17 protein-coding genes and 1 pseudogene are annotated in these 21,961 nt (G+C 64.0%); 8 read left to right on the top strand and 10 right to left on the bottom strand.

Annotation, left to right across the window (positions count from 1 at the left end; all coding sequences use genetic code 11):
- Positions 1-24 precede the first annotated feature (24 nt).
- Positions 25-1,806 carry an FAD-dependent monooxygenase gene (locus HYG77_RS32525; RefSeq protein WP_208963767.1) on the bottom strand — a complete coding sequence of 594 codons (1,782 nt, stop codon included), beginning with the start codon at positions 1,804-1,806 and terminating at the stop codon, positions 25-27.
- A gap of 183 nt (positions 1,807-1,989) precedes the next feature.
- On the opposite strand from HYG77_RS32525, the gene HYG77_RS32520 reads away from it, so the two are divergent.
- The 4 genes from HYG77_RS32520 to HYG77_RS40780 all read left to right on the top strand — a co-directional run bounded on the left by HYG77_RS32520 (position 1,990) and on the right by HYG77_RS40780 (position 8,587).
- The gene (locus tag HYG77_RS32520; RefSeq protein WP_208963766.1) at positions 1,990-2,691 is read left to right on the top strand and encodes a GntR family transcriptional regulator; all 702 of its coding nucleotides are present in this window, start codon (positions 1,990-1,992) and stop codon (positions 2,689-2,691) included.
- A 458-nt stretch (positions 2,692-3,149) separates the two neighbouring features.
- Positions 3,150-4,373 carry an IS110 family transposase gene (locus HYG77_RS32515; RefSeq protein ID WP_208963765.1) on the top strand — a complete coding sequence of 408 codons (1,224 nt, stop codon included), beginning with the start codon at positions 3,150-3,152 and terminating at the stop codon, positions 4,371-4,373.
- 382 nt (positions 4,374-4,755) lie between these two features.
- A complete protein-coding gene (locus tag HYG77_RS32510) occupies positions 4,756-5,337 on the top strand; it encodes a hypothetical protein (RefSeq protein ID WP_208963764.1) in 582 nt (193 codons plus the stop codon).
- Positions 5,338-5,527: 190 nt separating this feature from the next.
- On the top strand, positions 5,528-8,587 hold the full coding sequence (locus tag HYG77_RS40780) for a protein kinase (protein WP_208963763.1): 3,060 nt from the start codon (positions 5,528-5,530) through the stop codon (positions 8,585-8,587).
- A 680-nt stretch (positions 8,588-9,267) separates the two neighbouring features.
- Here the strand turns inward: HYG77_RS40780 and HYG77_RS32500 are convergent.
- On the bottom strand, positions 9,268-10,134 hold the full coding sequence (locus HYG77_RS32500; protein WP_208963762.1) for a FadR/GntR family transcriptional regulator: 867 nt from the start codon (positions 10,132-10,134) through the stop codon (positions 9,268-9,270).
- A gap of 477 nt (positions 10,135-10,611) precedes the next feature.
- Here HYG77_RS32500 and HYG77_RS32495 point away from each other — a divergent pair, with 477 nt between their 5' ends.
- A complete protein-coding gene (locus HYG77_RS32495; RefSeq protein WP_208963761.1) occupies positions 10,612-11,475 on the top strand; it encodes an SDR family oxidoreductase in 864 nt (287 codons plus the stop codon).
- Between the two features lie 3 nt (positions 11,476-11,478).
- Positions 11,479-11,712, top strand: a complete 234-nt coding sequence (locus HYG77_RS32490) for a DUF3263 domain-containing protein (protein ID WP_208963760.1) — start codon at positions 11,479-11,481, stop codon at positions 11,710-11,712.
- A gap of 218 nt (positions 11,713-11,930) precedes the next feature.
- Here the strand turns inward: HYG77_RS32490 and HYG77_RS32485 are convergent, their stop codons facing one another.
- The 3 genes from HYG77_RS32485 to HYG77_RS32475 all read right to left on the bottom strand — a co-directional run bounded on the left by HYG77_RS32485 (position 11,931) and on the right by HYG77_RS32475 (position 14,561).
- Positions 11,931-12,992, bottom strand: coding sequence for an acyl-CoA dehydrogenase family protein (locus HYG77_RS32485; RefSeq protein ID WP_208963759.1), 1,062 nt, complete (start codon positions 12,990-12,992; stop codon positions 11,931-11,933).
- Positions 12,992-14,149, bottom strand: a complete 1,158-nt coding sequence (locus HYG77_RS32480; protein WP_244461452.1) for an acyl-CoA dehydrogenase family protein — start codon at positions 14,147-14,149, stop codon at positions 12,992-12,994. Before HYG77_RS32480 ends, HYG77_RS32485 begins: the two co-directional genes overlap by 1 nt.
- Before the next feature lie 61 nt (positions 14,150-14,210).
- A complete protein-coding gene (locus HYG77_RS32475; RefSeq protein ID WP_208963757.1) occupies positions 14,211-14,561 on the bottom strand; it encodes a hypothetical protein in 351 nt (116 codons plus the stop codon).
- A gap of 209 nt (positions 14,562-14,770) precedes the next feature.
- Here HYG77_RS32475 and HYG77_RS32470 point away from each other — a divergent pair, with 209 nt between their 5' ends.
- Positions 14,771-15,520 carry a glucose 1-dehydrogenase gene (locus HYG77_RS32470; RefSeq protein WP_208963756.1) on the top strand — a complete coding sequence of 250 codons (750 nt, stop codon included), beginning with the start codon at positions 14,771-14,773 and terminating at the stop codon, positions 15,518-15,520.
- A gap of 11 nt (positions 15,521-15,531) precedes the next feature.
- On the top strand, positions 15,532-16,329 hold the full coding sequence (locus HYG77_RS32465) for an amidohydrolase family protein (RefSeq protein ID WP_208963755.1): 798 nt from the start codon (positions 15,532-15,534) through the stop codon (positions 16,327-16,329).
- 331 nt (positions 16,330-16,660) lie between these two features.
- Here HYG77_RS32465 and HYG77_RS32460 read toward each other — a convergent pair.
- The 5 genes and pseudogenes from HYG77_RS32460 to HYG77_RS32440 form a co-directional block, all read right to left on the bottom strand.
- A pseudogene (locus HYG77_RS32460) lies at positions 16,661-17,631 on the bottom strand (transposase); the annotation flags it as partial.
- A gap of 536 nt (positions 17,632-18,167) precedes the next feature.
- On the bottom strand, positions 18,168-18,524 hold the full coding sequence (locus HYG77_RS32455) for a Rieske (2Fe-2S) protein (RefSeq protein ID WP_208963754.1): 357 nt from the start codon (positions 18,522-18,524) through the stop codon (positions 18,168-18,170).
- 61 nt (positions 18,525-18,585) lie between these two features.
- Positions 18,586-19,758: a thiolase family protein gene (locus tag HYG77_RS32450; RefSeq protein WP_208963753.1), complete on the bottom strand. Its 1,173-nt coding sequence runs from the start codon at positions 19,756-19,758 to the stop codon at positions 18,586-18,588.
- Complete coding sequence (locus HYG77_RS32445) at positions 19,755-20,933, bottom strand: acyl-CoA dehydrogenase (RefSeq protein WP_208963752.1); 1,179 nt, start codon at positions 20,931-20,933, stop codon at positions 19,755-19,757. The genes HYG77_RS32450 and HYG77_RS32445 overlap by 4 nt, the downstream gene beginning before the upstream one ends.
- A gap of 79 nt (positions 20,934-21,012) precedes the next feature.
- Positions 21,013-21,918: a PDR/VanB family oxidoreductase gene (locus HYG77_RS32440; protein WP_244461527.1), complete on the bottom strand. Its 906-nt coding sequence runs from the start codon at positions 21,916-21,918 to the stop codon at positions 21,013-21,015.
- Positions 21,919-21,961: the final 43 nt, after the last annotated feature.

Raw genomic sequence — 21,961 nt, 5'->3', positions numbered from 1 at the left:
GGATTCTCCTTGTGAGATTCGGGGTCAGCGGAGCTCGGTCGAGAGCACCTGGGACAGGGCGTCTTCGAGCGCGGCGCGCGGGTCCGCCACGCCCTCGCTCGCGCGGAACGCGACGTATCGGTCGGGGCGCACCAGGACGGCGCCGGTGGAGGAGATGCCGCGGTTCTTCAACCAGGCGCAGCGCACGTCGATGAAGTCGGAGTCGAGGACGCCGACGGTCCCGGCGACCAGCGGGAGGTCGTTCTCGGCGGCGAGTTTGTCGGCGGCCTCGACCCACGCGTGGCCCTCCTCACCGGCGAGGAGCAGGAACTTGCCGCCGTGGACGAGGGTGCCGAGCGGGATCCGCTCGCCGCGGCGCTCGACGAACGCGTGCGGCATCGGGTGGCCCGGCTTGGTGCTGGGCTCGTAGAGGCGGACCGGGTCGAGCGGCACGTACTCCGGGCTCCCGTCGGGCACGATGGCGGTGGAGTCGTAGCGGTAGCCGAATTCGACGTTGTGGTGGCGGAACTCCATGGTCTGTGAGCCGATCGCCCGGTTGAGGGCGTGCCGCTTGGCCGCCGACTCCGGGAGGTCGTGCCACAGCGGGGCGAGCTCGGCCCAGTTCTCCTCCGGGGTCTTCTCGGCTGAGAGGCCCAGGGCCTGGTCGATCGTGAAGTGGTTCATCGCGTTGGCGATCGCGTTGTCGATGTTGTTCTGGTCGACCGGTTTACGCTCGGCCTCGTAGGTGTCCAGCAGGCCGTCGCCGGCGCGGCCGGCCAGGACGGCGGCCAGCTTCCAGCTCAGGTTGTAGACGTCGTGGATCGCCGAGGTCAGGCCCAGGCCGCCGGTCGGGGGGTGGCGGTGCGCGGCGTCGCCGGCGAAGAACACCCGGCCCTGGCGGAACTTGTCCGCGATGACGCCCTCCATCACCCACTGGCTGATTCGGTGCACCGTCGGCACCAGCTCGGGCGGAAGACCGAGCGAGGCCCGCATCCGAGCGAGGACCTTCTCCTCCTGCATCGCGTCCGGGTCGTCGGTGGCGTACTGCATGTGGAAGACCCACTCCTCCGATGCCGGGCCCCAGTGGTCGGGGCCCATCGGGACGAGCACCCCGCTCCACGAGCCGCCGAAGTCGGGGTTGACCAGCCAGCGGATCAGCACGTCATCGTCGGTGGCCCACCGCGAGAGGTCCGCGGTCATGTGGATCGAGACCATCTTCATGATGTCCCGCGGACCGTTCATCTCCACCCCCACGAGCTTGCCGACCGTCCGGCCGCCGTCGGCAGCGATCAGGTACTGCGAGCGCACCTGGTAGGTCGCGTCGGCGTCCTTGTCCCGCACGGTCGCGGTCACCCCGTCGGCGTCCTGGACCAGATCGATGAGCTCATGGTTGAACCGGATCCCACCCGGGTTCAGCTTCTCGGCGTGCTCCTTCAGGACCGGCTCGAGGCGGATCTGCGGCAGGTTGCAGGTCCGGCAGGGACTCGCCGCCACGTAGTCCGGGTCGGTGTAACCACCGCCCCACGCCTCGAGCTCGCCCAGCTTCCGGCCGTAGCCGTCGTGGGCGCCGGCCAGGCCGGCGTACCAGCCGTTCGCCCGCATGTTCGCCGCCGGGGTGCTGCGCTTGTAGATCTCCGGAGCCACACCCACCTCGGTGAAGATTTCCATCGCCCGCTGGTTGAGCACGTGCGCCTTCGGCAGCGTCGAGGTGCCCGGCAGCGAGCTCACCAGCAGCGAGTCGACGCCGAGGTTGGACAGCGTCATCGACGCGGTGAGACCGGCGCCACCGCCGCCCACGATGAGAACGGGAACCTGGATGTCAGTCATGGAATGTCTCCTTTATCGGGACCGCCGGATCAGTGGTCGAGAGGGGTGCGACGGCCCGGCGCTGCGGCCCTGGCAGGTGTATTGCCTGGATCACAGTGTGCTCCAGGTCTCATCGATGTGTCAACAGAAAATCGATTATTTCTTCCTATACCGATATTCGGATGGATTCCGTAGACTGACCGCATGACCAACACTCCCGCCAAGCCCACGCGCGTCCAGGAGGTCTACGACCGCATCCGCGGCGACCTCCTCAGCGGTGAACTGGCGCCCGGGAGCAAGCTCAAGATGAACGACTTCACCGAGCAATACGGCGTGAGCCTCTCCGTCGTCCGGGAGGCCGTGATCCGACTGGCCGGCGAGGGCCTCGTCGAGGCGACACCTCAGCGCGGATTCGCCGTCGCGACACTCACGATCGACGACCTGCAGGACCTGACACGGACCCGTGTGCTGATCGAGACCCTGGCACTCGCGGAGTCGATCAAGCACGGCGACCTGGCCTGGGAGGCTTCGGTTCTCGCCACGCACCATGCGCTGGCCCACACCCCCATGATGACCCGCGAAGGGCACGTCGACCCGGCCTTCACCATCGTCCACCGCGACTTCCACCACACCCTGCTCGCCGGCTGCGGCAGCTCACGGCTCGAGGCCATCGCCACCGGCCTGCGCGACTGCGCCGAGCTTTACCAGCACTGGTCCCAGGAATTCGCCCGCGACGCCACCCGCGACATCGCGGCCGAGCACAAGACCATCGCCGAGCTCACCGTCGCCCGCGACGAAGCCGGCGCCACCCAGGCGCTGCGCGAGCACATCGAACGCACCACCGCCGCCCTCGTCCGCTACGCCGAGCAACTCGACGGCAGAGACGACCAGCGCGCCCTCGCCTGAGCAAATCTCCAGCACCACCTGCCGGGGAGTGCGCCCCGAAATATGTTGGGAACCTGAGCGTTCTGAGCGCGCAACGATATTCCTCGACGACAAGTTTCGCGCAACCGCAGTTCGCCTACACCCTGTTTTCTTAGGTTCCACGTTTCCGTGTCGGTTTCCGGATTTCACGTAATGGAAGAGTCGGACCCCGGTCCGACACGAAAAGCGACCGGCAGGAGGTCACTGAGATTTCACCGATCCGGGCGCAGTCTGAAGCGGTGAGCTGCTGACAGGTGACCACTGCTGTTGACGACACGGACTGCGCGAGAGGTCTCGCAACGTAGACGGTGGCCCTGCCAGTCGCCCCGGGGAGAGGTGATCGGCTTGTGAGATGCCGCGCCCGCGAGCGCTGTCCATTAGGTCGCCGCACCACCCCGATCTCACCGACAGGGACGACGCCGACACAGGGAGGACACCACATGGGTATCACCTGCGGAATCGATTGGGCCGAGGCACACAACGACATCGCCCTCGCCGACGACACCGGACACATCGTCGCACGAGCGCGAATCGGCACCGGCGCAGACGGATTCAATGCACTACTTCGGTTGATTGCCGCGAACGGAGGCAGCCCGAAGGACACTCCGATAGCGATCGAAACCGACAAGAACCTCTTCGTCGTGGCCCTCGCCGAGGTCGGCTTCACCGTCTATCCGATCAACCCACGGGCGGTGGCCCGCTACCGCGAACGCCACGGCCAGGCCGGCGGCAAATCGGATCCCGGTGACGCCGCGGTTCTGGCGAACATTCTGCGCACCGACCCGGACACGCACCGAACGCTGCCGGCCGTCAGCGAGCACGGACGAGCGGTCAAGGCACTGGCCCGCCAACATCAGGAGGCCATCTGGGCCCTGCACCAAACCATCAGTCGGCTCCGGTCGGTACTGCTCGAATTCTATCCCCAGTCCCTGCAGGCTTTTCCGAACTTGAAGCACCGCGCCGCACTGACCGTGCTCACCGCTGCGCCCACCCCGTCGGCGGGTCGCAGGCTCACCCGCCGACGTCTCGAAACTCTTCTCGGACGTTGCGGCCGGCGCAACGATCCGGGCCTCATCGAACAGATCCTCACCGACCTGAAGGCACCGACACTACGACAGCCACCGCAGGTCGAGGCCTCGCTCGGGCAGGCGGTCACCGGACTGTTGGGCATCATCGCCTCGATGCACCAGGCCGTCGACGGGCTGGAAAAGGAACTGGGCCGAACATTCGACACCCACCCACAGGCGTCGATCCTGCGGTCCGTCCCCGGCTTGGGTCCAATCCTGGCTGCTCGAGTCCTCGCCGAAATCGGCGACGATCCGACACGATTCACCAGCCCGGCGGGGTTGCGTGCGTTCGCGGGCACCGCGCCGATCACCCGCGCCTCCGGGCGTTCGTGCTACGTCAAGGCCCGCAAGGTCCGCAACAAACGACTCGGCGACGCATGCCACTGGTGGGCATTCGCCACGCTCACCAGATCGACCGGAGCCCGCGCCCACTACGACAAACGCCGCGCCGCCGGTGACCACCACAACGCCGCGCTGCGCAACCTCGCCAACAAGCTCCTCGGACGCTTGTGGTGGTGCCTGCAGCACGACGAACCCTGGGACGATCACGCCGCATGGCCCGATTATCCAGTCCCGGCTCAACCGGTAGCTGCTTGACGTCTGACTCGCGTGGGATGTCTCGGTAGAAGGCCCTTGCCTAGGCATCTCCGCAGCTCAAAATCAGCATGGAGCATGAAAACCCGAGGATTCCGAAAAGATCGCGAGAATCCGTCGACGAGAACCTATATGTCTCTGTCTTGTCATCATTTTGGTTGGTGCGTCATTTGGGGCACCTGACTGTGAGCTGGGGCGGTCAGTCCGGGGGATCGTCCTGCTCGGACGCGTGGGTGCGCTCCTTTGCGCCGCTGGTGGGGTGGTAGTGCTCGACCAGCGATGCCGGACTATTTCCCGGCGGGGGAGAAGGGGCGTCGGGTGCGTCGGTGGGTGTGCTGCTCGGCCGAGACCTGCTGCTCCCAGTAGTGGTGCCCGCGTACCGGGCGTGGATGAACCATGTGAACTCCTCTCACTGGCCGTCGACGATCCGTTATCGGAGTTCACGCCCATGGTGCCGACAGTGCTCCGGGCATGTCGACCGGGTGAGCGGCGAGCCAGCGGGCTGCGGCCCGGTGACAGCCGACCAGGAGCTGCTCGCAGGCCAGCCGACCAGGAGCTGCTCGCAGGCCAACCGGGCAGGGGCGCCGTCGTCGAAGATGACAGGCAGCACGCCCTCGTCGAGCGCTTCGACGATCGGCCGTTGTTGATGGCGATCGACCGGTTGGGGGCATACACACCGTTCGCGGCTGCGGCGTTGACCAGCCAGTCCGTCGCGGCGATCGTTCGCGCCCATCAGACCGGTAAGGCCCCGGTGCACCGGCAGCCCCCCGCGCGGCCACTCCGAAGCACGGTGACACCCGTTGTCGTGGCCGCCGTCGACAACGCGGAAGTCGAGCTGGATCAGGGGTATTACGACCGCGGGATCGCGGGAGCCGCGACGCCCACAGCCGTTCTGAGAGATGTCACCGACATCCTCGACGGCCTCGATGGACGAGGCGGACAAGCTGCCTCGCCGACCTGCCCGTGATCCTCGACGACGCCGATCTCGACCCGTAAGAGCACCGCCCAACGTTGGCCTCTGTGGATCCGCGTCGGGCGGCGGGTAGATTCGATAAAAAGTTGATATTTGGTGATTTCGTTACGCCGTGGCAGCGCCGTAGAAAAGTACACCGTTGGCCGTCGCAGCTGAAATCGCCAGCTGAACTGTGAGTGGTGTGATGGGTGAGGGCGATGGGGTGGTGACACGGCGGGACGTCGCCGCGATGGAGCGTGAGTTGAGTTCGGCAGGTTTGACCGAGGCCTACGAGGTCGGCCGTGGCGGGTTCGGAGTGGTTTACCGGTGTCTGCAACCCTCCTTGGACCGCACGGTCGCAGTCAAGGTCCTTACCGGAACCATCGACGACGAGAACTTGGCGCGATTCTTCCGGGAGCAACGCGCGATGGGTCGTCTGACCGGACACCCCAACATCGTCAACGTGCTTCACGTCGGCACCACGGCAAGCGGCCACCCATACATCGTGATGCCCTACCACCCCTTGGACTCGCTGGATACATGGATTCGAGAGAAAGGTCCTCTTTCCCAGGAGCAAGTCTTGCGGATGGGAGTAAAAATCGCGGGTGCCGTAGAAACTGCGCATCGACTCGGGATCTTGCACCGGGACATCAAGCCGGGGAATATTCTTCTCTCCAGCTACGGAGAGCCAGCCCTCACTGACTTCGGCATCGCGCACATTAGGGACGCGTTCGAAACTTCGAAGGACACGATCACCGCTTCACCGGCATTCACGGCTCCTGAAATCCTCAAAGGTGCTCCGCCGACTCCGGCCTCGGACGTCTACAGCATCGGCGCAACTCTCTTTTGTGCGTTGACTGGCCACGCGGCGTTCGAACGCCGCTCCGGAGAGCAAATGATGGCACAATTCGTCCGCATCACGCGGCAGCCTGTACCTGACCTGCGCGAATACGACATTCCAGAAGACATCGCCGCAGCAATCGAGCACGCGATGACTCGCAATCCCGGTGACCGCCCCCGTAGCGCCGTCGAGTTCGGCGACGAACTCCGGGCCATCCAAGCCCGGAAAGGCCTCGACGTCGACGAGATGGCCCTCCAGGTTGATGAGCCGTCGGCGCCGATAGGCCGTCGAGATGAAAATGGGGGAGCATCCACGGAGGGGCACGCACGTCGCCGTACTCCGTTTCAGAGTGGAAGAGGGAACCTCCCTCTGGAGGTAACCAGCTTCGTCGGTCGCCAGGACGAACTCGCCGACGCGAAACACATGTTCGACACGGCACGGCTCGTTACGTTGACGGGTATTGGCGGGGTGGGGAAGACGCGTCTTGCGCTGCGGCTTGCCGCCGACATGCGCAGCGAGTTTCCGCACGGCGTGTGGTTGGCGGAGTTCGGTGAACTGTTAGACGAAAGCGTCCTTATCGAGGTGATTGCGAGAATTCTGGGTCTTCGAACGGGTCACTCGGATCCGATGAACGAGGTTGTCGATTTCCTGATGGACCGGAAGCTCTTGATTGTGTTGGACAACTGCGAGCATGTGATCGCACCGGTAGCACGATTCGCCGAAACGGTTCTTCGAACTTGTCCAGATATCTCGATCCTGACTACCTCCCGCGAGCCGTTGAACATCGCCGGCGAGTCTGTCTTGCGTGTGCCGCCCTTGAGGACACCCGACGCCGATCATGAGCCCGCGTTGCTGGCATCGCCCAATTATGATGCCATCGCGTTGTTCGAGGAACGTGCGGCAGCCGCAGTGCCGGGATTCGAGCTCTCCGATGACAACATCGATACCGTCGTAAAAATCTGTCGACAAGTCGATGGCTTAGCTCTTCCAATTGAACTGGCGGCAGCCCAGTTACGCGCGATGTCCCTCGATCAGATCGAGCAGCGATTGACTGATCGCTACAAACTCCTGACCCATGGACGTCGTGCGGCGCCCGCGCGTCAGCGCACCCTTCTCCTCTGTGTCGAGTGGAGCTACGACCTGTGTACCCCGCTCGAGCGGCAGATATGGACGAACCTATCGGTATTCGCCGGCAATTTCGAGCTTGATGCAGCAGAAGGAATTTGCTCGGACATCGACCGAGACGACCTGCTCGACGGCGTATTTTCCTTGGTCGACAAGTCGATTCTGATCCGCGAGGAGCAAGGGGCTGTCGTTGGATTTCGGATGCTGGATACGATCCGTGAGTTCGGGCGAATGAAGGCAGATGCCTCGGGAACTTACTCGCAACTGCGCCGCCGTCATCTTGATTGGTATCGCCGGTTAGTGCTCAACGCGGAGAATGATTGGATCAGTGTCCGTCAACTCGAATGGCTCGGGCGGCTCGGCCGCGAACAATCGAACCTGCGTGAAGCTATTGACTTCGCTGTACTCGAGTCCGATGACCACGAATCCAACTCCGCACTCGAAATCACTGCGGCGCTATTTCCTTTCTGGCTTTCCCGAAACCTCCTCAGCGCTGGCAGGTTTTGGCTGGACCGGGCCCTACAGACCCGGCCGATACGGGCTTCGGCGGATCGAATCAAAGCTCTCTACGCTGATAGCGTGCTCGCGGAGATACAGGGCGATCTTTCCGCCGGAGCAAGGCTCATCTCGGTTGGGGAGGCACTACTTGCAGAAGATCCGGATCCTGTCAACCAAGTACGTATGGCCCACGCCAAAGGCATCTTCGACTTGTACAACGGCGATCCGCTTCAGGCGTCCGACAGACTTGAACAGGTTCTCCAGGCCTTCGATGAGCAGGATGAACTGGCAGTGCGGATATGGATCCTTGTGATACTCGGATTGGCATACGAACTGGGGGGCCGCAGCGAGCGTGCAATCGCCTGCCATCAAGAGGTACTCGACATTACCGGGGCGCGCGGTGAATCGGTCAATCGATCGTTTTCTCTGTGGGGTACCGCTGTCTCGCTGTTCCGGCGGGGTGATTTCGCTGAAGCAGCACGGTATGCGCAGGAGAGCCTGCAGCTGTGTCGTCTCATCGACGGGCCGCTTGTATCCGCCCTGGGCCTAGAAATTCTCGCGTGGGTCGCCGATCACGATGGGGACGCAGACCGGGCCGCTATTCTGTTAGGCGCGGCAGAGTCACTCGGATCCGCGGCGGGAAGTTCACCTGTGGTATTTCACGAACTGCAGATTTATCACAATCAATGTGAACTATCGACTCGTGATCGTCTCGGCGACAGCACATTCCAATCCCGGCATCGTAAAGGATCACGGTTGGGGCCGGATCAGGCCATCACGTTCGCTCTTGATCAGGGGTGATTGTGGAGCTGGCGTGTCCCCTCTGAGTAGGTTCGGTTGTTTTAGAGTCCTGATTGCCCAGCGAATCGGAGACGGGACGACGAGTGGGCGGCGGAGGGCGGGAAGGGCGAGGAGACCGCGGCCGAGCTCGGGTGTCGGCGGCAGCGTCGTACAACTGGCGTCGCCAGTACTCGGGCATGGATGCCGATGCCGCGAAGGAAGTCGAGGGGTGCGTGAGCGGTACAGCCGGCTCGAGCGGTTGCTCGCGAATGCCGAGTGGTCGATCGCAGCCTGTCACTCCGTGATGGATCCGAATTCACCTGACTCGTCTAAAGGTCGCGTCTCAGTGTTTTGTGGACGGGATTCGGTCGTGCGAGTTAGGGGCGGCGTTTCGTCAGCCCTGCCGTGACCCCGCACTCACAGCAGGGTCCTCCAGAATCGACTGACCCCGCCGCCGTCCGTTCGAAATACCTGCTGTCGCCCAGCGACTCTTTCCACCGGGGCTGGCCGCAGCCGGCACGCGGATTCCGTCGAGAACGGCGGTGGACTACAGACTGTCCCAGCCCTGACCGGCCATGATCAGGATGGAGAACGGGTCTGCGGCGCGGCCGCGGAGACGAGTCCAGGTGCGGAGGGTGGGTTGAGCCGGTCGTTGCCCTGCTCGCAGGCCAGATGGGGTTGGTGGCGAAATAGTTGCTACCTTATTGGCCGTACATCTCCCACGTCAGCGCCTGATTCATCACTTTGGGATGCTTTCGTTCGAAGTAGGCACGGGTCTCGGCCATGTGCTCGGCCATGGCCACCCGAGCGCGATCAGCATCCCCATCTTCGATTGCTTCGCAAATCTGGTCGTGGATCACCGCGACATGTTTTCGGGAGGTCTGGCTGTAGACGACTCCCAAGCGGGCTCCGTCGATGATCCAGTCGAGCGAGTTGAGAAAATAGGAGATCAGGTGATTCTGCGCACCTTCGGCGATCAGTTCGTGAAATCTGTGGTTCTCGTAGAGAAATGCACTCTCGTCGGCGAGATTCGTTCGCATGGCGTCGACGGATTGGCGGAGTCCGCCGATGACCCGGTCGTCACCGTTCTGTGCGCAGAGGGCAGCGGCGATTGGTTCGAGGTGTTCACGAGTTTCCAGTACGGATCGAAACGGTGTGTCGGAGAACTGCATCAACAGGGCTAGCGTGCTCGCCAGGTGGCGGGAGTCGGGCAGTCCCACGGTAGGTCCGCCACCTCGGCCCGGTCGGATAACGATCACGCCTTGCTGTTCGAGTACTCGCAGAGCCTCCCGAAGCGTGCTTCTTCCGACACCGAAGAACTCGTACATTTCCGATTCGACCGGCAACGGGTCGCCGGGCTTCAAGCCTTGTTCCTGAATCATCCGCACGATGCGCTGAGCGATCATCTCGCCCCGCTTCTGCGGCATCTCTGGAGGGCGGGTGAGTGGCGTGACGTCACGGAAGAGTGGCAGAATCTGGGTGAGCGTGTCGCCGGAGGCGGAGGGACGACCGGTGCGTATGCGACTACTCGTCGTAGTGGACCTGGCCGCCGCCTTCTTTTCTGGCATATGTTCATCATACATTTCCACACTCTGACTCGTGGTCCATCCTCCCCGCCCGGCCCATCTGCTGTGGCATCGGGCGAGAATGCACTCTTCAATCCTTCGAGACCGTGCGCCTGGGCGGCGGGTCGGATCTGCGATGAGGACCACTGTAGGTGGCCGTTGGATCGAGGTGTCGTGGTCATCTACCGTGGCCGGAAGGTGAGCCGCCTGCTGGCTGGCGGCCGGCCTATTTCGCAGTGAGGTGACGGCGGAGCGCTTCGAGCCCCTCCGGGAGGCACTCCGGCCACCCGGTGAACCTCTTCCGAAGCATCACATCTCCCAGGGTTGACGAACGACCCGGGGGCTGTAAATATGAATAAGTTATGTACTGAAGTCTGCTGCGGCTTTTATCGCAGGATGCGGGTACTTGGCGGGCGAAAAGGCTCGGAGCCTGCTGGGAGACAACCCGGAGTCGCCGCTATCGCGTTCGGGAGGAATGGCATGCAGAGCTATCGTCCGCACCCGCGACAATCAGGGGCGGCCTGGAAGGCCGTCGACGTCAAGGTGTTACAGCCGAGCCTTCTCCTCGGGACTCACGCCGTGGTCACGGGTGCCGGAAGCGGCATCGGCCGGGTCATATGCGTGCGGTTAGCGGAGTTGGGTGCGACGGTGACCGGGATCGGTCGCACCGACTCCGCGCTGCAGCGCACGGCAGAACTGGTGGCCAATGCGCAGGGCAGCTTCCGGTGGTTCGCGGCCGATGTCCGCGACTGCACTCGGATCCGGTCCGTGATCTCCGAATCGTCGGCCGAACTCGGCTTGGATCTTCTCGTCAACAACGCCGGTGGGCAGTTCTATGCCGCGGCGGAGCAAATTTCCGACAACGCCTTCAGGTCGGTAGTTGATCTGAATCTCAATGCGGTCTTCACCGTCATTTCGGAGGCCAAGCAGTTCCTCGCGCAGCGAGGCGGCAGCATCGTCAACATCTCGTTGTCCGGAGTCGAACGGGGAAGTGTTGGTCTTGCGCATTCGCTGTCGGCCCGCGCCGGTGTGCTGGCGATGACGAAAACCCTGGCACTCGAGTGGGCGCACCTGGGCATCCGCGCCAACTGCCTTGCCCCGGGCGTGGTGATTTCGGAGTCGTTACCCACCGCAATTGCTACGACGCTGCGTGATCGAGTCGTCCCCGAATCCGTGCCGGCCGGAAGGCCCACGCCCACCGAGGATGTCGCCGAGCTCGTTGCCTTCCTCGCGACACCGGCGGGGCGAATGATCACCGGTCAACTGCTACAGATCGACGGCGCCGCACACCTCGGACGCGGTTTGCACATGATCGAGAACTGGCCGCCCGGCGAAGAGAAGTAAGAAATGAACAGAGACGCAGATATCCTTGCCTTCGCCGTCAAGTGGCGGCATTGGGGCGGTGGAAGTTCCTCCGAGATCTTCGTCGAATTCGGACTATCGCCGAACGAGTACTTCACACGTCTCGCCCGGGTGCTCGATAGCGTGCAGGCCCGAGAGTTGGCGGTCGATGTTCGCGGAGACCTGCGGAGAATCTGTCGGGCCCGCCGATCGGAGCGCACCTCTCCGTCCGCGGGATAGCAGAGCACATCGGCGTTGTGATGCAGTGCCGCGCCAACGGCGCACGTGGGGTTCGTCGTACTCATCTCCGCGCGGCGCCGTACATGCAGCACCATGACGGAACATCCGGGGCCGAGTTGGTGAAACCGGTGAACAGAAGGCGTGTCGAGCTTTCGGGCTCGGCGCCCGCCAACCGGCTGTGCGACGGCGAGGGTCGCACAGCCGGTTGTTCGCGATCCTCACATCATGATGTCGAGCACTCCCCGTGCTGAGCCTCCCTCGACGATCAGTGGCCATGCACCGTCTCGTCCGGCGTCGACCGCTGTCTGGGTGAGCAGCCGATCCCACTGGCCGACGGATCCGAATTCGGACCGCCACGCGAGTACCGGTTTGGTGTATCGGTGCAGTTGATGCTCGTAGGTTGTGCCGATGGCGCCATGCACTTGATGGGCATTGCGGACCACCGTGGAAGCGGCATGACCGGCACAGGACTTGGCTACCGCCACAGCGAAGGCAGCGCCCGGTGCGGCCCACCCATCTCTTTCGATCTGGGCAATCGCCGCGTCGGCCGCGGCGCGGGCCAGCGCGGTCTCGGTAGCTATACCGGTGACCAGGCGCTGCACTGCCTGGAATTTCGACAGTGGTCGGCCGAACTGGACGCGGCTGGATACGTGATCGATTGACAGTTCGACGATCCGTTCCATAGCTCCACAAACCTGTAAGACGCGAGCGAGAGCGCCTCGCAGGATGAACGTTTCGCCGACGTGATCTGGGACCGGGGACCAGTGCACGTCGTCGATGTCGACGGTGACCGTGTCGCGCGGTTCGCCGGCAATATTCTGCAGTGGGGTGATCGATGCCCGCTCTGCCGCGATGTCCGCCACCACCCACGATGAGGGGGAACGGCGGAGGGCCACGAGGAAGTCGGCGGCACGCGCCCACGGCACCGCGTTCGCGCCATCCGACTCGGTGAGCAGGAAAGCTGTTCGTAGGCGGCCGTCCATGGGAAGTCCGGCGGTCTCGAGAAGCCAACCGGCCAGCAGATCGTGCTCGACGAGGGGGAGAGGAACGGCTGAGGCGGCCGCGGCGCCGAGCAGCGCGGCGGCGGCGGGCCAGTTCGCGCCACTCCCGCCGTGGGATTCGCTGCCGGTCAACCGTGCGAGGCCGAGGTCGTCCAGTATTTCCCACAGTTTGGGATCGAATGCCTCCTCGACGGGATTCGGAAGGGCAGTGCGATGTGTGGTGAAGACCGATTCCATCATCTCGACGAGATCCGGATCGACCATCGTGGGTGGGTTCATCAGCGCAGTCCTAGCTCTCGTGCGACAACGCCTTCGAGGATTTCGTTGGTGCCGCCGCGCAGGGTGAATCCGGGTCGTTGCAGCACGGCCTGGTCGACGAGGTCGGCGAAGTGCTCGGCGTCGCAGGCGTGAGTGTCGCGGTCCATGAGCACATCGACGTAGTCCGCAATGTCGCCCTCGGTTGCGGTGCCGAGAAGTTTGACTGCGGCGGCGGCACTGTCCGCTCGCTCACCGCGGTGCAAGGCGCCGGCGACGGCGGACGACATGTGGTGCAGCCCGGCGATTCGGGCAGTCAGACGCCCGAGGCCACCGTCGCTGCTCAGTCGTTCGGCACCGACCTGGCTCAGCGTCTCGGCGAGCAACGCGAAAGTGGAGAGAAATCGCTCGGGACCGCTGCGTTCGTAGGCGAGTTCGGAGGTCACCTGTCGCCAACCGTCGCCGATTCGGCCGAGGACCATGTCGTCGGGCACCATCACCTCGTCGAGGACGACCTCGTTGAAGTGATGGCTTCCCGTCATCGAGATGATGGGTCTGATCTCGACTCCAGGTGACCGCAAATCGACGATGAATTGGCTGAGTCCGGCATGGCGGACGTCCGGGTCCTTGGGCGAGGTCCGGGCGAGGGCGATGAACGCATCCGCGCGGTGGGCCCCGGAGGTCCACACTTTGGTTCCGGTGATCGCCCATCCGCCGTCCACCTGAACAGCTTTCGTGCGCACGCTCGCCAAGTCCGACCCGGAATCGGGTTCACTCATACCGATGCCGAAGAAGCACTCACCGCGGGTGATCGCCGGGAGGAAACGCTGCTTCTGCTGTTCGGTTCCGAATTTCAACAATGACGGGGCGATCTGCCGGTCCGCGATCCAATGCGCTGCGACCGGTGCGCCCGCGGCCAAGAGTTCCTCCGTGACAGCGAACCGCTCCAGGTGCGACCGCCCATGGCCACCGTATTTGGTGGGAATGGTCATACCGATCCACCCACGCGCAGCCAGGGATGTGGAGAATTCAGGATTCCAACCTGTCAACCATGTGTCGACGCCGGGTGTGAACACTGCATTGTCGAGGCAGTCGCGGAGGAAGGCGCGCACCTCGCCGCGAAGCGCAGCGTGGTCCTGCGGATCGTCCACCGCGGGTGGGACCAGTCGGATTCTGCTCACGGGAAGCTCCTTTGAAGGCATGCCGGAGGCCAGCAGTGCCAGCTCGGTGATGTCGGTACGCTCACGAGTGGTTCCTGACCGAGACGGCGGTTAACTGTGCAGACCAGAAAATCTCCGCGTCGCCGTCGGCAGGAGCGGTCACGTGGAAACGCGAGTTCAACGCGTCGAGCACAAGCGGCCCGTCTAGATAGTCATAGGGGTAGAGGTGCTGCGCATCATCGTGCTGGCTGATTCGCTCGCCCGCCAGATCTGCTCTGGCGAGTTCGACATAAGATATGTCACCATCCATCCACGACTTCTTCATTGCCGCAGACAAATCGGCGATCGACGGCGCGGGGCCGCACGGTATCCACATCTCTTCGGCAGAGCTAGGGGAGTGGGCGATTTCGGCCATGGTCTCGTGGACACTCATGGCGTTCTCCTTCACTGGGGGCGCGGCCACCGGCTGCCGAAGCCGGGACCGCTTGCTCGGGGCAGGCGAATTGGGTCTGGCGTCAGCACCGTATGACGTTTAATATGGCAAATATAATCAGGTTAATGTGGCCTGGCAAGAGGCGACCCCGGTTCGGTTTCACTGACGGGGATCACGCCGAGTGTTCAGCACCGAAAGGAATGGGATCAATGGACCTCCAGCTTCGCGGAAAGGTCGCGATCGTCACGGGTGCAAGCCGTGGACTAGGGAGAGCAGCGGCGGAAGCGCTGGTCGAGGAAGGTGCGTCCGTACTGCTGGTGGCACGCTCGCGTGAGGCTTTGGAGGAACTGCACGCGCGGTACCCCGACCGCACGGCCGTGCGGACATGCGACATGCGAGACATGGACGCGGTCGCCGCGCTCGCCGACGCCGCGGTCGAAGCATTCGGACGTTTGGACATCGTGGTCAACAACGCCGGCATCGCGCCGGCAGGACGATTCGACGAGCAACCTCAGAAGCTCTGGGACGAAGTCTTCGATGTCAACGTCCGCGCTCCCGCGGTTCTGACACGGGCGGCGGCACAACACCTTCTTCCTCAGAGGTCCGGCAAGATCATCAACATTGCAAGCACATCCGGGCTCAAGGGCAAGCCGACGTTGGTGGCGTACTCGTCGTCCAAGGGTGCGCTCGTGCAATTCACCAAAGCGCTCGCGGGTGAGTGGGCGAACAAGGGTATCCAGGTCAACGCCATCGCGCCCGGCGCATTCACCACCGACGCCCAGAGCGCGGTCACCGAATCACCGGACATCCTTGCTCGACGGCTGAGGAAAATTCCGGCGGGACGAATGGGCGATCCTGCAGAGTTCGGGCCGCTCGTGGCGTATCTGGCCTCCCCGCTGTCCGACTTCGTAACCGGTTCCGTCGCCGTCATCGACGGCGGCGAAGTCAGCCGACTCTGAAAGGTGCTGCAATGATCATCGACGCCCACACCCACATGTGGCCGGACGCCGTCGCCAAACGCGCTCTGGCCGGTTCGGTACCGGATCTCGAACGCCGCGGAGACGGCACGGCGAACGGTCTCAAGAGATCGATGGCAGCAGCGGGTATCGACCGATCGGTCTGCCTTGCCGTCGCGAATGACGGTGCAGCCGTCGACAAAGCCAACAAGTTTTCGGGTTCGCTCGATCCCGACTACTTCATCGGATTTGGGTCCGTTCACCCCGAATTGTCGGTGGAAGAGAACGTCGACAGTCTTCGCCGGCACGGTCTGAAGGGAGTGAAAATTCATCCCTTCTTCCAGAAGTACGCTCTCGACGACCCGCGCATGGATAAATTGTTCGATGCGATGCAGGGGGAGTTCGCGGTCATTATTCACATCGGTTCCATCTCTACCGCGAGCTCGGAGGGTGTCTGTAGTCCGGCGATGTTGGCGGAACTGGTCCGAAAATTTCCCAAGCTCGACGTCATCGCCTGCCACTTCGGTGGTTACCGGCAGTTTCAGGCGGCGATCGACACGGTGGTCGGGTTGCCGGTCTATCTCGACACCTCGTGGCCGCCGAGTCTTGCAGAGCTCAACCCCTCCGACGTGCGGAAGTTGATCGAGTCGCACGGTCCCGAGCGGATCATCTTCGCCTCGGACTGGCCGATGGCGGATCAGAGCCGGGAGATTCAGGCGATCCGTGAATTGGGTCTGCCCGACACCGACGTCGACAACATCCTCGGTCTCAACTTGGCGCGGTTGTTGAATATCCGGACCGATCGCCCCTAGGACGAATTGCGGTCGTCGGTCCGAGCTCTCCTCGTGCCAGGGGGCTCGGATCGACGCCGTTCCGGTGGGCGGTGGATCGACTCCGCTCCGGGTGTGAGAGTTACGCCGGAAATGGTGCGCGTGGACGTCAACCGCTCGGTCGGCCATTCCCGATGGCGGCTCACGGGCGAGTTGATTTTTCGTGTGATCGCACTCGGGTTCGACCGGCTCTGGGCGTCTACGCCAGCGTGAGCAGGATCAGTTGTGCTCGTCGGGGTGGGCATGTCGCAGGATCGGGTGACGTGTAGCCGGCGGATCTCGGGAACGCGTATACACGCGATCTTGCCCTGATCTACGATCCAGATTCCCCACGTTTTACTTCGGCTATCGATCCGGCGAGCCAGGCGAGGACAAGCCTCAACAAGGTGTGTGGGCGTACCGGGCTCGGTAGGTCCGCATGTGGTGTTGGTCCAGTCCGGCCTCGTTCTCGGCCTGCTGGAAGCACTCCTCGACCCGCCCGCAGAGGGATTGATGGGCGAGTGACCAGTGCCCACGGCCAGGTAACCCAGACGACCGCAGATCGGCACCCGACCCAGGAGTACTCCCGAGTGCTCCCGCGGGCCGTGCGCGCCGTCGCCAGGCGGAGATCATCCGGCGCCATTGCTTCGGCGGGACCGCAGCGATCGATCAGCTCGCCGGCCCGGTCGCTGCGACCGTCCGAGTGAACGTCGTCTTTGCCGCGGCCGGCCGGCACATACGACACATCGCGTTGTTCGAGCCAGACCCGTAGGCACTTCCTCTGGACGTACGCCTGGCCGGCAGTCACCCAGGTGAACGGGACACCGGCGCCCCAGATGCGTTCGACTATGCTGCGCCAGCTCGGGTTTCGTCGCAAGTCGATGTCGTCACCGATGGCGGCGCGGGCACCGGTCGCGGTCGGAGGTCCACGATTCGGGGAGGTGGAGCTCCCGGCCGATCAGACCGTGCCCAGCTGCGCTCGCGTAGGCCAGGAAAGGAACACCTCGACTTGACAGTTCTCCACCCGACAGGAAGGGCCCGAGCGGTGGCGTTGAACCCGGCCGAGCGGGTACCCTTCTTCTCCGAATCCGGTGTCATCGACGATCAACACCCCGCTGCGGTGGCCGAGGAACCAACCACGTTGGCACGCACAACGCGACGGACCCGGTCGAACGTCGCTGTCCGCCCTCGCAGCAGCCGCTGCATCCCGTCCGGGCTCTCCTCACCGGCACGGTCGGCTTACGTCCAGCCGATCTTGCGCTCAAGACCCGCAACGAGACCACCAGCGACATTCTCACGCACCCGGACCGCGGCTCGGACCGCGCGAACCGGGCCGGACACGCTCGTGTGCAGGCCTGCTTTCGTCGGCGGTCTTGTGTCCCGTTTACCTGCTCAGCACGGGTCGGGCATTACACCTCGCGCTACTCAATCTCTCGCCCCGCACAACCAGGCGTTGTGGGACCTAGCCGAAACCAACTTCACTGAGCAGTTTTCCTCGTCCGCCCACCGCCCGCGCGGAAGGGGGACGGCTTGTTTCGGCGGGGAATGGTGTCGGTTCAGATCATCTTGTATTGATCTGAACCTGGCGTCGTTGCATTCCGCCCGTCAGTCGAAGGCCAACCATCCGCCGGTGTCCAGGTTCACGGGAAGTGACCTGGACACCGGATCGCTCCTTCACAAACGCAGATCTTGGGCTCGGCCGAACCGAGGTTGTGGGCAGACCTGTTATACCGGTCGCCGTTTCCGAACTCAGCGTTCGACGAGCATCTGATACTCGAGCGGTTCCCTAAGCGCTGAGCATTCGGAAGCAGGCGATTGTGCGAAGGCGAGCTTGACGTCGTTTAGGTGTAGAGCGCGACTTCCTCGCCCTCGACGTCCACTTTGTAGACACGGGCACGAAGCTTGAGTTTGGGCGCGACGACTGATTTACCGTCCGACAGGTTGAATTCGAAGCCGTGCCAGGGGCACCGCACGATTTCGCCCTCGCGGCCCCATTCGTACACGTGTGGCGCACTTTCGAGCATCATGCCGGTGGGGGGGAGTGTGCACAGTGGGGCGCCCTTGTGGGGGCAGGCGTTGCGCATCGCGTGGAAGGTGCCGCCGACGTTGAAAACTGCGATCTCTTCGCCGTCGATGTCGACGACGTGGCGGGTGTCGTCGGGAAATTCGTCCAACTTGCCGATTACGTGGCGTGTCATTGTGGTGCTCCAGTTGTGCTGTGGGACCGTTCCTGTGGTGGGGAATGGCGGCTGGGGTGGGTCAGATTCGTTCGATCAACGTGGCGGTGCCGAGGCCTCCGCCGCAGCACATCGTGACGAGGCCGAGGCGGGTGTCGGTGTTTTCCAACCGGTTGACGATCGTGGTGAGGAGTCGGGCGCCGGTGGTCCCGAGCGGGTGCCCGATCGCGATGGCGCCGCCCCAGGAGTTGACGCGGTCCATGTCGGGCTGGAATTCGCGCTGCCAGGCGAGCACGACCGAGGCGAATGCTTCGTTGATCTCGATGGCGTCGATGTCGCGGATGCTCAGGTTGTTGCGTTCGAGGATTCGTGTGGTCGCCGGGATCGGGCCGGTCAGCATGTCAACGGGGTCGACCCCGAGGACCACCTGGTCGACCACCCGGGCACGCGGCCGGAGTCCGTGTTCCTGCGCGAAATGGGCGCTGGCGAGCAGGATAGCGGCTGCGCCGTCGGAAATTTGGGAAGAATTCCCGGCTGTCACTTTTCCATAGTCGGCGAAGACCGGTTTCAGCGCTGCCAGCGACTCGGCTGTCGAATCGGCGCGGATGCCCTGATCGGTGTCCACTTTCGTGCCGTTGACATCGATGGGGTGGATTTCCCGAGCCAGGTGCCCGTCCCGGGCGGCGGCTGCGGCACGGTGGTGGGAGAGCACGGCGAACTCGTCCATTTCAGCGCGGCTGATCCCATAGCGGTCGGCCAGCCGCTCGGCCGCCACGCCCTGGGAAACCAGGGGGTACCGGGAGCGTAGTTCGTCGGTGAACGCCTGACCCCACTGCTCCTGCGAACCCTGGTGTACGCGGAAACCGTTGCGTCCCATGTGCTCGATGCCAGCGGCGATCACCGCACTATCGATACCGGCGGTGATGGACGATGCTGCGTAGTGTGCCGCCTGCTGGCTCGAGCCGCACCGGATGTCCACCGTCGTCGCGCCTGTGGTCGCCGGGAGACCTTTCTGCAACCATGCGGTACGGGCAATGCCGGAGGACTGTTGCGCGATCTGGTTGGCGCACCCAGCGATCACGTTGTCGACGGCAGCCGGGTCGATGCCCGCCCGTTGTAGGACACCCTCGTAGCACTGCCCCAGCAGGTCGGCGGGGTGAACGTCCCGGAGAACTCCCTTTTCGGCGTGACCACGGCCGACTGGAGACCGGACCGCGTCGATGATGACGGCTTGACGTGCCGCGTCGTTGTTCATCGTCGAGTCCCTTCCTGGGTCGTCGCGTCGCGGGCCGCATCGGCTGTGAGGACGGTGCTCACGAGTGTCTTGGAGATACCGAGTCGGAGGATTTCCGAGGAACCCTCGTAGATCCGCATGGGGCGGGCCTGGCGGTAGAGCCGCTCGAGCTTGGAGTCGCGCACCAGTCCGAAGCGGCCGGAGATTTGCACCGCGCGGTCGGTGACGCGGCCGGCGGTCTCGCTGGCGACGAGTTTCGCCATGGAGCTGAAGTGCAGGGATGCCGCCGGGTCGACCCGGGCCATGTCGGCGGCCTTGTAGGACAGCAGGCGGGCAGCTTCGACTTCGGCCCACGATGCACCGAGCATGTCGGCGACCGCGCCGAGCTTGGCCAGCGGGCGCCCGAACTGTACGCGCGTACCTGCATGCCGTGCAGCCTCGTCCAGGGCCGCCTGGGCGAGCCCGACCGATGCTCCCGCAACCGAGACGCGGAACACTGCCAGGGTGGCGAGGACATGCTCGAGTCCCTTGCCGATTTCGCCGATGCGGTTGCCCTCGTAGACCTCGACGTTGTCGAAGGCGAGTTCGGCCAGGATGTGGGGAGCGATGATCTCCGGGGTGGGGGTAATCGTCAGGCCGGGTGCGTCCGCCGGGATGAGGAACAAGCTCAGGCCGTCGTCCTCCCGGGCAAGCACGCAGTAGAAGCCGGCCGCGCCGCCGTTGGAGATGAAGGATTTGTTGCCGTTCAGCACCAGGCGTTCACCGTCCCGGTGCACCTCGGTGACGATGTTCTTCAGGTCCGAGCCGGCGTCCTGCTCGGTCAGCCCGAGTCCGGCGAGGACCTCGCCGGAAGCGACCTTGGGCAGCCACTCGTCCCGGAGCTTGTCGCCCCCGGCCCGCGCCAGTCCGAAGCTGCCGATGCCCTGCAGGGCGAAGAGCGAGTCCAGGTGCGCCGAGGTCCCCATGAGAACCTCCCGCACGATGCACACCGCGAGCGGGTCGACAGTCTCGAACCGCCCGCCCCAGCGGGCCGGCACGGTCAGTGTCCACAAGCGGCTGTCGGCCAGCACCTTCCGCATGCCCTCGTGCGCGGTGCTCATCGCATCGGCCTCGACGGCGAACGGTTCGGCAGCGGCCGCGGCAACAACCGCTTCGTCGCGAATATCGAGGTACTTCTGATCCAGTTCGAAAGCCATTAGTTTTCCTTGTCTACCCGGGCATTGTCGGCTCCGAATCCGGGCCGTTCGGGCTGCGCCCATTGCTGCGCCATGCGTTTCACAGGTCCAACTTGAGGCATTTGCTCTTGGCACGTGAGACGCAGACCATCATGCATTCGCCGCTCTCGCGTTCGCTCTCGGTGAGCACCACGTCGTGATGCTCCGGAGTGCCCTCCAGCACGACCACCTCACAGGTCCCACAGGTGCCCTCCGAGCAGGACGAATCGACATAGATATCGGCCTCGGTCAGCACTTCGAGGATGGTCTTGTCGGGTGGCACCGTCAGCGTCATGCCGGACTGGGCCAGTTCGACCTCGATCGGACGGGCGTGCGTCAGGTCCGGCAGATCGGCGCGGAACCTTTCCACATGCAATGCTCCTGCAGGCCAAGTCGCTTCGCAGTGATTCTCGATCGCCGCGAGCAGCGGTTCGGGGCCGCAGCAGTAGACCGCGGTCCCGAGCGCGGGATTGGCCAGCTCGGTCGCCAGATCGAGTAGCCCATGGGTGTCCTGCGGGTGAATACGCACCTTGTCGCCGTAGCGTGCGAGTTCCTCTCGGAAGGCCATCGATTCGAGCGAGCGGCCGCCGTACAGGAGCGTCCAGGGAGTGCCGGATGCTTCCGCCGCGGCGATCATGGGCAGCATCGGGGTGATGCCGATCCCGCCGGCCACGAACTTGTAGGTACCCGCGGGCTCGAGGGGGAAGTTGTTCCTCGGCCCCCGGCTCTTGACGCTCGTTCCTGCGGGCAGGTTGTCGTGGATGTAGTCGGATCCGCCCCGGCTGCTCGGCTCGCGAAGCACCGCGACGGTCCACGTCTGCCGATCGGCCGGATCGCCGCACAAGGAATACTGTCGTGAAAGTCCGTTGGCGAGGTTCATTTCGACGTGTGCGCCGGGGGACCAGGACGGAAGAAGTGCACCGTCATTCGCCCGAAGATCCAACGCGACGATGTCCGGTGTCAGCATCCGTCGGGAGTGCACGACGAGGTCGAGGTCGACTTCGGTGTCG

This window comes from Rhodococcus sp. ZPP, from assembly GCF_017656075.1.
Lineage (GTDB): Bacteria > Actinomycetota > Actinomycetes > Mycobacteriales > Mycobacteriaceae > Rhodococcus_F > Rhodococcus_F oxybenzonivorans.
The sequence above is the reverse complement of the archived record's forward strand: the minus strand, read 5'-3'. Positions and strand labels throughout refer to the sequence as shown.

Coding starts and splice junctions, on each gene's coding strand:
- HYG77_RS32475 (WP_208963757.1), bottom strand. CDS start 14,561: ATGAGTGTCCACGAGACCATGGCCGAAATCGCCCACTCCCCTAGCTCT.
- HYG77_RS40780 (WP_208963763.1), top strand. CDS start 5,528: ATGGGTGAGGGCGATGGGGTGGTGACACGGCGGGACGTCGCCGCGATG.
- HYG77_RS32470 (WP_208963756.1), top strand. CDS start 14,771: ATGGACCTCCAGCTTCGCGGAAAGGTCGCGATCGTCACGGGTGCAAGC.
- HYG77_RS32445 (WP_208963752.1), bottom strand. CDS start 20,933: ATGGCTTTCGAACTGGATCAGAAGTACCTCGATATTCGCGACGAAGCG.
- HYG77_RS32465 (WP_208963755.1), top strand. CDS start 15,532: ATGATCATCGACGCCCACACCCACATGTGGCCGGACGCCGTCGCCAAA.
- HYG77_RS32455 (WP_208963754.1), bottom strand. CDS start 18,524: ATGACACGCCACGTAATCGGCAAGTTGGACGAATTTCCCGACGACACC.
- HYG77_RS32485 (WP_208963759.1), bottom strand. CDS start 12,992: ATGAACCCACCCACGATGGTCGATCCGGATCTCGTCGAGATGATGGAA.
- HYG77_RS32490 (WP_208963760.1), top strand. CDS start 11,479: ATGAACAGAGACGCAGATATCCTTGCCTTCGCCGTCAAGTGGCGGCAT.
- HYG77_RS32450 (WP_208963753.1), bottom strand. CDS start 19,758: ATGAACAACGACGCGGCACGTCAAGCCGTCATCATCGACGCGGTCCGG.
- HYG77_RS32495 (WP_208963761.1), top strand. CDS start 10,612: ATGCAGAGCTATCGTCCGCACCCGCGACAATCAGGGGCGGCCTGGAAG.
- HYG77_RS32520 (WP_208963766.1), top strand. CDS start 1,990: ATGACCAACACTCCCGCCAAGCCCACGCGCGTCCAGGAGGTCTACGAC.
- HYG77_RS32440 (WP_244461527.1), bottom strand. CDS start 21,918: ATGCTGACACCGGACATCGTCGCGTTGGATCTTCGGGCGAATGACGGT.
- HYG77_RS32525 (WP_208963767.1), bottom strand. CDS start 1,806: ATGACTGACATCCAGGTTCCCGTTCTCATCGTGGGCGGCGGTGGCGCC.
- HYG77_RS32515 (WP_208963765.1), top strand. CDS start 3,150: ATGGGTATCACCTGCGGAATCGATTGGGCCGAGGCACACAACGACATC.
- HYG77_RS32500 (WP_208963762.1), bottom strand. CDS start 10,134: ATGCCAGAAAAGAAGGCGGCGGCCAGGTCCACTACGACGAGTAGTCGC.